13 protein-coding genes and 1 pseudogene are annotated in these 13,453 nt (G+C 70.4%); 11 read left to right on the top strand and 3 right to left on the bottom strand.

All coding sequences use genetic code 11. From position 1 onward, the window contains the following. Positions 1–5: 5 nt before the first annotated feature. The gene (locus AC0KTM_RS17110; protein WP_238956483.1) at positions 6–995 is read right to left on the bottom strand and encodes a serine hydrolase; all 990 of its coding nucleotides are present in this window, start codon (positions 993–995) and stop codon (positions 6–8) included. Between the two features lie 361 nt (positions 996–1,356). On the opposite strand from AC0KTM_RS17110, the gene rplS reads away from it, so the two are divergent. The 4 genes and pseudogenes from rplS (at position 1,357) to AC0KTM_RS17090 (ending at position 3,793) form a co-directional block, all read left to right on the top strand. After that, positions 1,357–1,698, top strand: a complete 342-nt coding sequence (rplS, locus tag AC0KTM_RS17105) for a 50S ribosomal protein L19 (RefSeq protein ID WP_064877853.1) — start codon at positions 1,357–1,359, stop codon at positions 1,696–1,698. Between the two features lie 94 nt (positions 1,699–1,792). Then, on the top strand, positions 1,793–2,698 hold the full coding sequence (gene lepB, locus AC0KTM_RS17100; protein ID WP_238956482.1) for a signal peptidase I: 906 nt from the start codon (positions 1,793–1,795) through the stop codon (positions 2,696–2,698). Positions 2,699–2,700: 2 nt separating this feature from the next. Further along, positions 2,701–3,472 (top strand): annotated as a pseudogene (locus tag AC0KTM_RS17095) (ribonuclease HII). Between the two features lie 15 nt (positions 3,473–3,487). Further along, positions 3,488–3,793: a DUF2469 domain-containing protein gene (locus AC0KTM_RS17090; protein ID WP_003875077.1), complete on the top strand. Its 306-nt coding sequence runs from the start codon at positions 3,488–3,490 to the stop codon at positions 3,791–3,793. Between the two features lie 6 nt (positions 3,794–3,799). On the opposite strand, the gene AC0KTM_RS17085 is transcribed toward AC0KTM_RS17090, so the two are convergent. Continuing rightward, positions 3,800–4,570: a GAF and ANTAR domain-containing protein gene (locus AC0KTM_RS17085; RefSeq protein ID WP_238956481.1), complete on the bottom strand. Its 771-nt coding sequence runs from the start codon at positions 4,568–4,570 to the stop codon at positions 3,800–3,802. Between the two features lie 191 nt (positions 4,571–4,761). Here AC0KTM_RS17085 and AC0KTM_RS17080 point away from each other — a divergent pair, with 191 nt between their 5' ends. The 5 genes from AC0KTM_RS17080 to AC0KTM_RS17060 all read left to right on the top strand — a co-directional run bounded on the left by AC0KTM_RS17080 (position 4,762) and on the right by AC0KTM_RS17060 (position 10,956). Further along, positions 4,762–5,751, top strand: coding sequence for an NAD-dependent epimerase/dehydratase family protein (locus AC0KTM_RS17080; RefSeq protein ID WP_225328578.1), 990 nt, complete (start codon positions 4,762–4,764; stop codon positions 5,749–5,751). Between the two features lie 45 nt (positions 5,752–5,796). After that, positions 5,797–8,136 carry an FdhF/YdeP family oxidoreductase gene (locus tag AC0KTM_RS17075; RefSeq protein ID WP_472416228.1) on the top strand — a complete coding sequence of 780 codons (2,340 nt, stop codon included), beginning with the start codon at positions 5,797–5,799 and terminating at the stop codon, positions 8,134–8,136. Continuing rightward, entirely contained in the window at positions 8,136–8,957 is an 822-nt protein-coding gene (fdhD, locus tag AC0KTM_RS17070; protein WP_225328576.1) for a formate dehydrogenase accessory sulfurtransferase FdhD, read from the top strand. Before AC0KTM_RS17075 ends, fdhD begins: the two co-directional genes overlap by 1 nt. A gap of 113 nt (positions 8,958–9,070) precedes the next feature. Then, positions 9,071–9,445, top strand: coding sequence for a YraN family protein (locus AC0KTM_RS17065; RefSeq protein ID WP_238956479.1), 375 nt, complete (start codon positions 9,071–9,073; stop codon positions 9,443–9,445). Continuing rightward, on the top strand, positions 9,445–10,956 hold the full coding sequence (locus AC0KTM_RS17060) for a YifB family Mg chelatase-like AAA ATPase (protein WP_238956478.1): 1,512 nt from the start codon (positions 9,445–9,447) through the stop codon (positions 10,954–10,956). The genes AC0KTM_RS17065 and AC0KTM_RS17060 overlap by 1 nt, the downstream gene beginning before the upstream one ends. A 26-nt stretch (positions 10,957–10,982) precedes the next feature. On the opposite strand, the gene AC0KTM_RS17055 is transcribed toward AC0KTM_RS17060, so the two are convergent. Next, complete coding sequence (locus AC0KTM_RS17055) at positions 10,983–11,252, bottom strand: DUF4190 domain-containing protein (RefSeq protein WP_238956477.1); 270 nt, start codon at positions 11,250–11,252, stop codon at positions 10,983–10,985. 113 nt (positions 11,253–11,365) lie between these two features. On the opposite strand from AC0KTM_RS17055, the gene dprA reads away from it, so the two are divergent. Continuing rightward, positions 11,366–12,541: a DNA-processing protein DprA gene (dprA, locus tag AC0KTM_RS17050; RefSeq protein WP_472416226.1), complete on the top strand. Its 1,176-nt coding sequence runs from the start codon at positions 11,366–11,368 to the stop codon at positions 12,539–12,541. A 33-nt stretch (positions 12,542–12,574) separates the two neighbouring features. Beyond that, the gene (locus AC0KTM_RS17045) at positions 12,575–13,444 is read left to right on the top strand and encodes a siderophore-interacting protein (protein ID WP_225328571.1); all 870 of its coding nucleotides are present in this window, start codon (positions 12,575–12,577) and stop codon (positions 13,442–13,444) included. Positions 13,445–13,453 lie beyond the last annotated feature (9 nt).

Genomic DNA, 13,453 nt, shown 5'->3' with positions numbered 1-13,453 from the left:
CTCCGCTAGAGGCCGCGCGCCGGCACGTCGATGCGGCCCTCGGGAAATATCGTCTTGACCGCCCGGGTGATGGTGTCCCGCGCGGTGGCGTCGTCGGAGGGCTGCAAAGACTGCACCACCATGATGTAGCGGTGGTCGGCCCCGATCACGCCCGTCGACAGGTGCATCCAGTCGCTGCCGATGCAGCACATCCAGCCCTGCTTGACCGCGACCGGCTCGGCGTACAGGCCGTCGGGGATGCCGAACCGCTGCGGGTAGCCGTCGAGGCCGTTGGGAGTGGACTGGGCGAGGTCGCCCACGATGATCTTGGCCCGATCGGCGGGCAGGCCACCGGACCCGTCCAGCAGCATCTCGTAATAGCGGATCAGGTCGGTCACCGAGCTCATGGTGTTCCACCAGCGCCCGTCGCTGGGCGGGGTGGTGGACGCCAGGCCGTAACGGGCCGCCACCTCGGAGATGATGGCGGACCCGCCGCCCTGCCCCCAGAACCGCTCGGCCGCGCCGTCGTCGGAGGACTGCAGCATGATGTCGAGCGCCTGGCGGTCGTCGGCGCTCAGGGCGGCCTTGCCCTCGGCCTCGTGCAGCAGCAGGTCGTCGGCGATGAACAGCTTCGCCACCGACGCGGTGCCCACGACCTGGCCGTTGCCGTTGGAAACCAACTGGTGGGTGCGGCGATCGAGGATGGCGACCGACAGCGCGGCGCCGCTGGCGGCGGCCTCGTCGGTGGCCTGCTGGACGCGGGCCTGCAGCTGGGCGAACCCCGCGCCCGGCAGCGCCAGGGGCGGCGGCGGCTCCTGCGGCGGCGTGGCGGCCTCGAGCATCAGCGCCGCCGACTGCGGTGGTGGCGCCGGTGCCGGCCGCTGGGGGATGACCCGTACGGGCGCGTTGATCGGCAGGCTGTAGACCTTGGCCTGAACCAGCGCCTCGGACCCGGCGGCGACCAGCAACGTCACCGCCGCGGTGGCGGTGAGCAGCGTCAGCGGCCGTACCCGCATGCGACTCCTCCGGCGTGACTTCGACTTGACTTCGACTTGACGTGGACACGGTGCAACGGCGGGATCACTCGCGCCACCTGTCCCGGCCATCACGCAACGGTGCGGGTAGCGCGTTCTGACCCCAGTCATATGTACCATTCACCAGCGCGTTCGGCTCGCCGCGAACCGCCGACTTCGTGTGATTTTCGCGGCACGCGCACCGTCTGGCACAATTGACCAGTTGTCTCCAGCGGCTGCAGGCCGCCTGCGCCTTTTCCCGCCTGCTGCGAGATACGCCAGAAAGCCCATCGGCTCGGCGACCGCCCCACACCCGCGTGTGGGTAGCTGCCGTCGGCCGCGACCTCAAGGAAGTGTCTCTCAGATGAACCGGCTGGACTTCGTCGATCAGGCGTCGCTGCGCGACGACATCCCGGTTTTCGGCCCGGGCGACACCATCAACGTGCACGTCAAGGTCATCGAGGGCGCCAAGGAGCGCATCCAGGTGTTCAAGGGCGTGGTGATCCGCCGCCAGGGCGGTGGCATCCGCGAGACCTTCACCGTCCGCAAGGAAAGCTATGGCGTCGGCGTCGAGCGGACCTTCCCGGTGCACTCGCCCAACATCGACCACATCCAGGTCGTCACCCGTGGCGATGTCCGCCGCGCCAAGCTGTACTACCTGCGCGAGCTGCGCGGCAAGAAGGCCAAGATCAAGGAGAAGCGCTGAGCCGGGACGCCTTGGCGGCGCTGGTGATTCGGTTTCCGACGCGGATCACTCGCCGGCTTGCCGGGCCACATCCCGCGCTGGCTACGCTGATCTCGTGACCGACACCGCGGATTCATCCAACCCCCAGTCCCGCGCTGGCGAATCAGATCCGAAGGTCTCTACGCGCAATCCGGAGACGCGCCCCGACGACGCCGGTACGGCCGACGGGCCGGTCCCCGAACCAGGCGCCGCGGACCCGGCGCCCGAGCCGGGCGAGGCCGAAGCCTCCAAGCACTCCACGCTGCGCGAATTCGCCCTGCTGGCGGTGATCGCGATCGTGCTCTACTACGTCATGTTGACGTTCGTGGCGCGGCCCTACCTGATCCCGTCGGAATCCATGGAGCCCACGTTGCACGGCTGCACGGGCTGCGTCGGCGACCGGATCATGGTGGACAAGGTCAGCTATCGGTTCAGCGCGCCGAGCCCCGGCGACGTCATCGTCTTCAAGGGGCCGCCGCCATGGAACCTCGGCTACAAGTCGATCCGGTCGAACAACACCGTGCTGCGCTGGATGCAGAATGCGCTGTCCTTCATCGGCTTCGTGCCCCCCGACGAAAACGACCTGGTCAAGCGGGTTATCGCGGTCGGGGGACAGACGGTGGCGTGCCGCGCCGAGACCGGGCTGACGGTCGACGGCAAGCCGCTGAAGGAGCCGTACCTGGATCGCAACACCATGGCGGCCGACCCGTCGGTCTACCCGTGCCTGGGCAGTGAGTTCGGGCCGGTCGCCGTTCCGGCCGGGCGGCTGTGGGTGATGGGCGACAACCGGACGCACTCGGCGGATTCGCGCGCCCACTGCAACAGCGTGCCGGCCGAGGCGCTCAAGGGCGTGCTGTGCACGGGCGATCCCACCTCGGGGACCGTGCCGGTGTCCAACGTGATCGGCAAGGCCAGGTTCATCGTGTGGCCGCCGTCCCGATGGGGTGGCGTGGAGTCGGTGAACCCGCAGCAGACCCGGTAGTCATGGCCACGACGTGGCCGCCGCGGACGGTGATCCGGAAGTCGTCAGGGTTGCGCACCCTGGAGTCGGCGCTCTACCGCAGCGGGTTGGGCCCGGTGGCCGGCGTCGACGAGGTCGGGCGCGGCGCCTGCGCCGGCCCGCTGGTGGTCGCCGCCTGCGTGCTCGGTCCGGGGCGAATGGAAAGCCTTGCCGCGCTTGACGATTCCAAGAAGCTCACCGAGGCCGCTCGGGAGAAGTTGTTCCCCCTGATTCGCCGCTATGCGTTGGCCTACCACGTGGTGTTCATCCCGCCGGCCGAGGTGGACCGGCGCGGCGTGCACGTCGCCAACATCGAGGGGATGCGCCGCGCCGTCGCCGGGCTGTCCGTGCGGCCGGGGTATGTGCTGAGCGACGGTTTCCGCGTCCCCGGTTTGGCGGTCCCGTCGCTGCCGGTCATCGGCGGCGATGCCGTCGCGGCGTGCATCGCGGCGGCCAGCGTGCTGGCGAAGGTCAGCCGGGACCGGCTGATGGTGGCCATGGAGGCCGATCACCCCGGTTACGGCTTCGCCCTGCACAAGGGCTACGGCACGCCGGCGCACAGCGCGGCGCTCGCGCAGCTGGGCCCCTGCCCGGAGCATCGTTATTCGTTCATCAACGTGCGGCGCGTCGCGAACTCCTCGGGTGCCAAGCTGGTGGCGGACTGCGCCCCGGACCCACCGCTGCAGCGCGACGGATATCGGTGAGGAAAGATGGGACCAGGGTCCCGGGGACAGCATGTGGGAGAAGGACGTCTGAGCGGATGAGTGACAGATGAGCGCAGAAGATCTCGAAAAGTATGAAACCGAGATGGAGCTCTCGCTGTACCGCGAATACAAGGACATCGTCGGCCAGTTCAGCTACGTCGTGGAAACCGAGCGGCGCTTCTACCTGGCCAACAGCGTGGAGATGACGCCGCGCAACGCCGACGGCGAGGTCTACTTCGAATTGCGGTTGTCCGACGCCTGGGTGTGGGACATGTACCGGCCGGCGCGGTTCGTCAAGCAGGTGCGCGTCGTCACGTTCAAGGACGTCAACATCGAAGAGGTCGAGAAGCCCGAGCTGCGGCTCCCCGAATAGCCGCCGTCAGGCGCTCGGTGGGGGCTGCGTGTCGGCGAGGGCGGGCAGCTGACCTCGCTGCTCGATGACCGCGCGCGCGACCTCGGCCAGCTTGATGTTCAGCGCCTGGGAGTGGCGGCGCAGCAGGTCGAAGGCGTCGTCCTCGCTCATGTCGTGCAGCAGCATCAGCATGCCGACCGCCTTGCCGATCTCCCGGTTGCTGAGCAGTCCCCGTCGCAGGCTCGCGGCGTCTTCCCCCTTGGCGACCGCGTTGATGGCGACGCTGGCGAACGCCGCCAGCACCGCCGCCCGCCCGGCGGACTCGGCGTCGAACATGTTCGGGGTGTCGCTGAACAGATTGAGCGCGGCCCCTTTGCGTTTGTCGACCAGGAGGCGAAATCCCATCGCCCCCCGCACCGGTGTCTCCGCGACCAGGACCGCCGCCAGCTTGGGCCACAGCGACGGCGTGGTCAGGTCGGGCTCGATCTGGGGCGTCTCCTCCTCGATCGCGTCGATGCACGGGCCGTCGCCGGCGCGCCGTTCCAGCTCGTCGACGTGCTGCGCCAGCCGGTCACTGGCGCCGACGGTGATGTATCGGTCGTTCTCGCGCACCATCAGGCTGGCGTGGTCGCAGCCGCGGATGGCCAGGGTGGCGGCGACGCAGATGGCGGCGTACATCTCGTTGGCGTCCGAGCCCCGATAGATGATTTCGGCCAGAGCTGCGAAAACGGTCGAGGGGTCGGCCTTCTCCCCACCCGTCGGGGGCGCGACCGCGCGGGCTTTCGCGTTGTCCGCCATGCTGTGCCTCGTTTCCTGCGATGTTGGCGCTGTGACCTTACGGTCGCCGTAGATTATCGGTCGCCGGCCCCACCCTTACACGCGGTTTGGTCCGGTCGCAGCGAATCGGTGAGCGTCCCGTCGGTCGCCTTTGACCGCGTCGGCATTTCCGCGCAAAGTTTCGGCTGAGAACGGGAGGGAAGGACGTCTACATGGGTGTGACCGTCGCGGTGACCGGGCCCACCGGGGAGATCGGCATCTCCGCGGTGACGGCGCTGGAGCGCGAACCTGCCGTCGACGCCATCATCGGGATGGCGCGTCGCCCGTTTGACCCGTCGTCACGCGGCTGGCTCAAGACTACCTATCAGCGGGGCGACATCTTGGACCGCGAGGCCGTCGACGCCGTCGTCGCGCAGGCCGACGTGGTGATCCACCTGGCCTTCATCATCATGGGTTCGCGCGACGAGAGCGCCCGCGTCAACCTGCAAGGCACCCGCAACGTGTTCGAGGCGACGGTGGCCGCCGAGCGGCCGCGGCGCCTGGTGTACACCTCGTCGGTGGCGGCCTACGGCTACCACTCCGACAACCCCGTCCCGCTGACCGAGGATGCGCCGGTGCGGGGGTCCGACGAGCATTACTACTCCGCGCAGAAGGCCGCGTGCGAGGCGATGCTCGCCGACATCACCGAGGATTCGCCGCTGGAGGTCTTCGTCCTGCGGCCGTGCGTGGTCGCCGGGCCCAGCGCGACCGCCCTGGCCGACGCCATGCCCTGGAATCAGCTGCCCGGCCCGATCCGCGCCATCGTCAAGGCGCTCAAGGCCGTTCCCCTGCTGAAACCGGTGGTGCCGGATCCGGGTTTCCCGCTGCAGCTGGTTCATCACGACGACGTCGCGTCCGCGATCGCGCTGGCGGCGACCGCCCCGGCGCCGCCGGGCGCGTACAACATCGCCGGTGACGGTGTGGTGGCGGTCGCCGACGTGGCCAAGGCGCTGGGCGCGCGGTCGGTCCGGGTTCCCGCCGTCGCGGCCTCGGCGGCCTCGGCGGCGATTTCGCGCGTTCCGCTGATGCCGGCGATGCTGGAATGGCTGCACACCGCGCGCACGTCGATGGTCATGGACACCACCAAGGCCAAGACCCAGCTGGGCTGGCGGCCGGTCTACACCTCGGCGCAGGCGCTGGCGGCGTTGGCTGCAGCGGTCTGAAACCGGAGAGCGCGCGGCCCGCCCGCGAAGCGGTAATTTGATGCTGTGAGGTCCCACCGTTCGGCCGTGTCCGGCCCCGCCGCCGCCGACTACGACGAACACGCGGTCACGGTCACCCCCCGCAAGCGCGAGGCGGCGGGCGTTCGGGCGGTGATGGTCTCGCTGCAGCGTGGGTTCGAGCAGATGGGCGCGTTGCGCACCGCGGCGGCGCTGGCCCGGCTCAATCAGCGCAACGGCTTCGACTGTCCCGGGTGCGCGTGGCCCGAGGAGCACGGCGGTCGCAAGTTGGCCGAATTCTGCGAGAACGGCGCGAAGGCCGTCGCCGAAGAGGCCACGAAACGCACCGTCACACCGGAATTCTTCGCCCGGCATTCGGTCGCCGAGCTGTCGGCGAAGCCCGAGTACTGGCTGTCCCAGCAGGGCAGGCTGACCCACCCTATGGTGTTGCGTCCCGGTGACGACCACTACCGCCCGATCGGCTGGGACGCCGCCTATCGGATGATCGCCGAGCAGCTGGGCGCCCTGGACAGCCCCGATGAGGCGGTGTTCTACACGTCGGGCCGCACCAGCAACGAGGCCGCGTTCTGCTACCAGCTGCTGGTCCGGTCTTTCGGCACCAACAACCTGCCGGACTGCTCCAACATGTGCCACGAGTCGTCGGGTTCGGCGCTCACCGAGTCGATCGGCATCGGAAAGGGTTCGGTCACCGTCGAGGACGTCGAGCTCGCCGACCTGATCGTGATCGCCGGACAAAACCCGGGCACCAACCACCCCCGGATGCTCTCGGTGTTGGAGAACGCAAAGGCCAACGGCGCCAACATCATTGCGGTGAACCCGCTGCCCGAGGCCGGGCTGATCCGGTTCAAGGACCCGCAGAAGGTGCACGGCGTCGTCGGCCACGGCATCCCGATCGCGGACGAATTCGTGCAGATCCGCCTGGGCGGTGACATGGCGCTGTTCGCCGGGCTGGGCAGACTGCTGCTGGAGGCCGAAGAGCGCGCCCCCGGCACCGTCGTCGACACCGCGTTCGTCGAGGCGCATTGCGCCGGGTTCGACGAATACCGGCGCCGGACGCTCGACATCGACCTCGACGACGTGTTCGCCGCCACCGGCATCGAACGGCCGCAGCTCGACCGTGTCGCCGACATGCTGAGGGCGTCGCGGCGGACGGTGGTGTGCTGGGCGATGGGCCTGACGCAGCACGCCCACGCGGTCGCCACCATCGGCGAGATCACCAACCTGCTGCTGCTGCGGGGCATGATCGGCAAGCCGGGCGCCGGGGTGTGCCCGGTGCGCGGACATTCGAACGTGCAGGGCGACCGCACGATGGGCATCTGGGAGCAGATGCCCGAGGAGTTTCTCGCCGCCCTGGACGGCCGGTTCGGTATCGCCAGTCCCCGCAAGCACGGGTATGACACCGTGGCCGCGATCCGGGCCATGCGCGACGGGCGGGCGAAGGTGTTCATGGGCATGGGCGGCAACTTCGCGTCGGCCACCCCCGACACCGTCGTCACCGAGGCCGCCCTGCGCAATTGCGCGCTCACCGTGCAGATCTCGACCAAACTCAACCGCAGCCATCTCGTGCACGGGAATACCGCGCTGATCCTGCCCACCCTCGGCCGCACCGACCGTGACATTCGCGGGGGACGGAAACAGGTTGTCTCGGTGGAGGATTCGATGTCGATGGTGCACCTGTCCCGCGGCAGCTTGCACCCGCCCAGCGACCAGGTGCGCAGCGAGGTGGAAATCGTCTGCCAGCTGGCCCGCACGCTTCTCGGTGCGGCGCACCCGGTTCCGTGGGAGAGCTTCGCCGCGGACTACGACACCATCCGCGACGCGATCGCCGCGGTGGTCCCCGGGTGCGCCGATTACAACCGCAAGGTGCGCCAGCCCGACGGATTCCAGCTTCCGCACCCGCCGCGTGACACGCGCGAATTCCACACCAGCACGGGGCGGGCCAACTTCGCCGTCTACCCGCTGCAGTGGGTGCCGGTGCCCCCGGGCCGGCTGGTGCTGCAGACCATGCGCAGCCACGACCAGTACAACACCACGATCTACGGGCTCGACGACCGTTATCGCGGGGTGAAGGGCGGGCGCCGCGTGGTGTTCATCAACCCCGCCGACATCGACGCGCTGGGCCTGACCGCGGGCGGGCGCGTCGACCTGGTGTCGGAGTGGACGGACGCCGACGGCCGGCTTCAGGAACGGCGCGCGAAAGACTTTCTGGTGGTTGCGTATTCGACTCCGGTCGGCAACGCCGCGTCCTACTATCCCGAGACCAACTCGCTTGTCCCGCTGGATCACACGGCGGCGAAATCGAACACCCCGGTGTCGAAGGCCGTCGTCATCCGCGTGGAGCCCGCAGCCGGCGGTGAAGCCGCGTAGTGGGGCACGTAACGTCGCGCCGGCGGGTCACGCATCTGACCGCCGAGGAGGCGATCACCCGACCGGAAACCCTGGTCGTCGAGGAGCCGTTGGAGATCCGGGTCGACGGGGCGGCGGTCACCGTGACGATGCGCACGCCGGGATCGGATTTCGAACTCGCCCAAGGCTTTCTGCTCACCGAAGGGGTCATCGGCGGCCGCGACGATGTGCACAGCATCCGTTACTGCGCGGGCCGCGACGACGGCGGCGCCAACACGTACAACGTGCTGGACGTGACGCTGACCGCCGGCGTGGCCAAACCCGACCTCGATGTCACCCGCAACTTCTACACCACCTCGTCGTGCGGGGTCTGCGGCAAGGCGTCGCTGGACGCGGTGCGGCTGAGCAGCCGGTTCACCCCGGGTGCCGATCCCGCCACCCTCGCGGCGGCCACACTGAAGGCGATGCCCCACCAACTACGTTCCGCGCAAAAGGTTTTCGACAGCACCGGGGGCCTGCACGCGGCGGCGCTGTTCGGGGTCGACGGCACGATGCTGGTGGTGCGTGAGGACGTCGGCAGGCACAACGCCGTCGACAAGGTGATCGGCTGGGCGCTCGAGCACCGGCGGGTGCCGCTGGAAGCCTCGGTGTTGCTGGTCAGCGGGCGGGCCTCGTTCGAGCTGACCCAGAAGGCCGTGATGGCCGGGATTCCGGTGCTGGCGGCCGTGTCCGCGCCGTCGTCGCTGGCGGTTTCGCTGGCCGAGGAGGCCGGCCTGACGCTGGTGGCGTTCTTGCGGGAGGACTCGATGAACATCTACACCAGGGCCGACCGGATCACCTAGGGTTCTCCGCCGCCTGTGGATGGACGCCGCACTGGGGATAACCCGCGGGCGCGGGCGGCCGCAGCCCGCGACGGCGGCCCGACCCGTCGGCCCCGGCGGGCACCGTGGCCCGCATGACAACCGAAACGACGATGACCCGGATCCAACTGGGGGCGATGGGCGAGGCGCTCGCCGTGGATCACCTGACGCGCACGGGATTGCGGATCCTGCACCGCAACTGGCGCTGCCGCTACGGCGAACTCGACATCATCGCCTGCGACCGCGCCGGCACGGTGGTGTTCGTCGAGGTCAAGACCCGCACCGGCGATGGTTACGGGGGACTGGCGCATGCGGTCACCCCGCGCAAGGTCCGGCGGCTGCGCAGGCTGGCCGGGCTGTGGCTGGCCGGCCAGGACCGGCGGTGGGCGGCGATCCGCATCGACGTGATCGGCGTGCGGGTCGGACGCCGGCGTACCCCGGAGATCACCCACCTGCAAGGCGTCGGCTGATGGCGCTGGGGCGCGCGTTCTCCGTCGCGGTGCGCGGTGTGGACGGCGAGATCGTCGAGATCGAAGCCGACATCACGTCCGGACTGCCGGGCGTGCACCTGGTGGGTCTGCCCGACGCCGCGCTGCAGGAGTCGCGTGACCGCGTCCGGGCCGCGGTCACCAACTGCGGCAACGACTGGCCGCAGGCGCGGCTCACGCTGGCGTTGTCGCCGGCGACGCTCCCGAAAATGGGCAGCGTGTACGACATCGCCCTGGCCGCGGCGGTGCTCACGGCGCAGCGAAGGAACCCATGGGACCGGCTGGAGAAAACCGTGTTGCTGGGCGAGCTGTCGCTGGACGGAAGGGTGCGGCCGGTGCGCGGGGTGCTGCCCGCCGTGCTCGCCGCCAAACGCGACGGGTGGCCGGCCGCGGTGGTCCCGGCGGACAACCTGGCCGAGGCCAGCCTGGTGGACGGCATCGACGTGTGGGGCGTGCGGACCCTGGGGCAGCTGAAGAAGTGGCTCGGCGGCAGCGGCGCCCTGGACCACAGGATCGATCCGGACCGCACACCCGAGGAGCCGGTGGTCGACCTGGTCGACGTGGTCGGGCAGACGCAGGCGCGGTTCGCGGTGGAGGTGGCCGCCGCCGGGGCGCACCACCTCATGCTCACCGGCCCGCCGGGAGTGGGCAAAACGATGCTCGCCCAACGTCTTCCGGGCCTACTGCCGCCGCTTTCGGAGAGCGAGTCGCTGGAGGTCACCGCGATCCACTCGGTGGCCGGGTTGCTGTCGGGGGACACGCCGTTGATCACCCGGGCGCCGTTCGTGGCGCCCCATCACAGTTCCAGTGTCGCGGCGCTGGTCGGCGGGGGCTCCGGGATGGCGCGCCCGGGCGCTGTCAGCCGGGCCCATCGCGGGGTGCTGTTCCTCGACGAGTGTGCCGAGATCCGGGTCAGCGCCCTGGAGGCCTTGCGAACACCGTTGGAGGACGGCGAGATTCGTCTTGCCCGCCGCGACGGCGTGGCGTGTTATCCGGCCCGGTTCCAGCTGGTGCTCGCCGCCAACCTGTGCCCGTGCGCGCCGCCGAATCCGCAGGACTGCATGTGCCCGGCGGCGACCAAACGCCGCTACCTGGGCAAGTTGTCCGGGCCGCTGCTGGACCGCGTGGACCTGCGGGTGCAGATGGATCCCGTGCGGGCAACGGCGTTCTCGGCTCGCGACGGCGAATCCACCGCACAGGTGCGTGAGCGGGTGGCGGCCGCGCGTGCGGCCGCCGCGCAGCGCTGGCTGCCGCACGGCTTTCGCACCAATGCCGAAGTCAGCGGGACCCTGCTGCGCCGAAAATTCCGTCCCAGCAGCGCGGCGATGGAGCCGCTGCAACGAGCGCTGGACCGTGGACTGCTCAGCATCCGCGGCCTCGATCGCACGTTGCGGGTCGCGTGGAGCTTGGCCGACCTGGCCGGCCACACCTCGCCCGGGCTCGACGAGGTCGCCACCGCACTGAGCTTCCGGCAGGCGGGGGCGCAGCGGTGAGCGCCGCGACCGCCCGGCCGCCCCGGTCACCGGCGCACCATCGTCAGCCAATCCGTGTGCCCGCCGCGCAACGCGATCGCGACGCTCACCAGGATCGCGAACGCGCGGGCGAATTGCGCCATGGCGCGCCCGCTTTCGCCCCGCTGTTCCATCTCCCGCAACGCGATGCAGGCGAGACCGATGCTGATGACGGGGGTGGGAAAGCCGATCCAGCTGACCAGGCTCAGCACGAACGCCGCGACCGCCCAGGGGTTTATGGGGCGCTCGGATGCCGTGTGCGCCATCGGCAGGATCATGGTGCGCTCCGTTCGGTGCGGGTGAGTGTGCGGCGCCCGGTGGCGGACGACATCACATTCGTGCGCGCGGCTGGTCGGATTCTTGGCGAATCCTTGGCGCCGGGAACCCGGCGATGACCGCGGTCGACAGTGCCGCGCAGCGGGCGTGGGCCTATCTGTCCCGGGTGGCCGAACCGCCCTGCGCCGCGCTCGCCGCCCTGGCGCGCCGTGTCGGCCCCGTCGAGGCGGCCGAGCGGGTCCGGCGCGGAGCGGTCGACGACGATGTGGCCCGCCACACCGAGGCCAGGCGTGACATCGACACGTCGGCAACCGATCTCGAGACGATCGCCCGGCGGGGCGGGCGGTTGATCACCCCCGACGACGACGAGTGGCCGCTGCTGGCGTTCGCCGCATTCCGCGGCGCCGAACCACGACGGCGCGGCGGCCCGCCGATGGTTGCGCCGATGGTGTTGTGGGCGCAGGGCCCCGCCCGGCTCGACGAGGTCGCGCACCGGGCGGCCGCCGTGGTGGGGACGCGGGCCGCGACGGCGTATGGCGAGCAGATGGCCGGAGAACTGGCGGGCGACCTCGCGCAACGCGACGTCGCCGTCGTCTCGGGCGGCGCCTACGGCATCGACGGCGCCGCCCACCGGGCCGTGCTCGACGGCGACGGGATCACCGTGGCGGTCCTCGCGGGCGGGCTCGACGTCCCCTACCCGAGCGGTCACACCGCGCTGCTGCACCGCGTCGGCCAGCACGGGCTGTTGTTCACCGAATACGCCCCCGGTGTCCGCCCGGCCCGTCACCGGTTCCTGACCCGCAACCGCCTGGTGGCCGCCGTCGCCGGGGCGGCGGTGGTGGTCGAAGCGGGTCTGCGCAGCGGGGCGGCGAACACCGCCGCCTGGGCGCGGGCGCTGGGGCGGGTGGTGGCCGCGGTGCCCGGACCCGTGACGTCGTCGGCGTCGGCGGGTTGCCATGCGCTGCTGCGCGACGGCGCCGAGCTGGTCACCCGCGCCGAGCACATCGTCGAGCTCATCGGCCACATCGGCGAGTTGGCCTCCGACGAGCCGCGCCCGGTCACGCCGTTGGACGGCCTGAGCGACGCCGAGCGCCTGGTCTACGAGGCGTTGCCGGGCCGCGGCGCCGCCTCGGTCGACGAGATCGCGGTCGCGTCGGGGTTGATGCCCGAGCAGGTGCTGGGGCCCCTGGCGATGCTCGAGCTGGCCGGGTTGGTGCAGCGCCAGGACGGGCGCTGGCGAATCGTCCGGGCCGCCGCAGGCCACGCTGCATCAACGCCGCGACTCGTATAGTCGAGGCGAGTCGGGCATCGGACAGGAGGACACGTGGCAGGTCGACCACTGCAATGCTTCGAGGTTGTCGGTACCGAGCAACTCACCCCGCACATGGTGCGGGTGGTGCTGCGGGGCAAGAATTTTGACGCCTTCGTGCCCAGCAAGTTCACCGACTCCTACGTCAAGCTGGCGTTCGTCGCCGACGACGTGGACGTGGCCGGTTTGCCCGAGCCGCTGACCCTCGACAGCTTCGCCGGCCTGCCCCCGGAGAAACGGCCGTCCGTGCGCACCCTCACCGTCCGGCACGTCGACGTCGAGGCCCGCCAAATCGCCCTGGACATCGTCGTGCACGGCGAGCACGGGACGGCCGGCCAGTGGGCGTCGACGGCCCAACCCGGCCAGCCGATCTACCTGATGGGCCCCGGCGGCGCGTACACGCCCGACCCAGCCGCCGACTGGCACCTGCTGGCCGGCGACGAATCGGCGCTGCCGGCCATCGCCGCGGCTCTGGAAGCGTTGCCGCCCAGCGCGGTCGGGAAGGCGTTCATCGAGGTGGCGGGACAGGAGGATGAGATCCCGCTGACCGCTCCGGAAGGCGTCGAGGTGCATTGGGTGTACCGCGGCGGGCGCGCCGACCTGGTGCCCGAGGATCGCGCCGGCGATCACGCGCCGCTGATCGAGGCCGTCACCAGCTCCCCCTGGCTGCCCGGGCAGGTGCACGTCTTCATCCACGGTGAGGCGCAGGCCGTCATGCACAATCTGCGGCCCTACATCCGCAAGGAGCGGGGCGTGGACGCGAAATGGGCGTCGTCCATCTCGGGTTACTGGCGCCGCGGCCGCACCGAAGAGACGTTCCGCCAGTGGAAGAAGGAACTGGCCCAGTCAGAGTCCGAGGCGGAGTCGGCGAACTCGTCCGCCTGACGGCTCGAC

The organism is Mycobacterium sp. NTMscope_Eco_3, from assembly GCF_976985685.1.
This window is presented reverse-complemented; position numbering and strand designations above follow the sequence as displayed.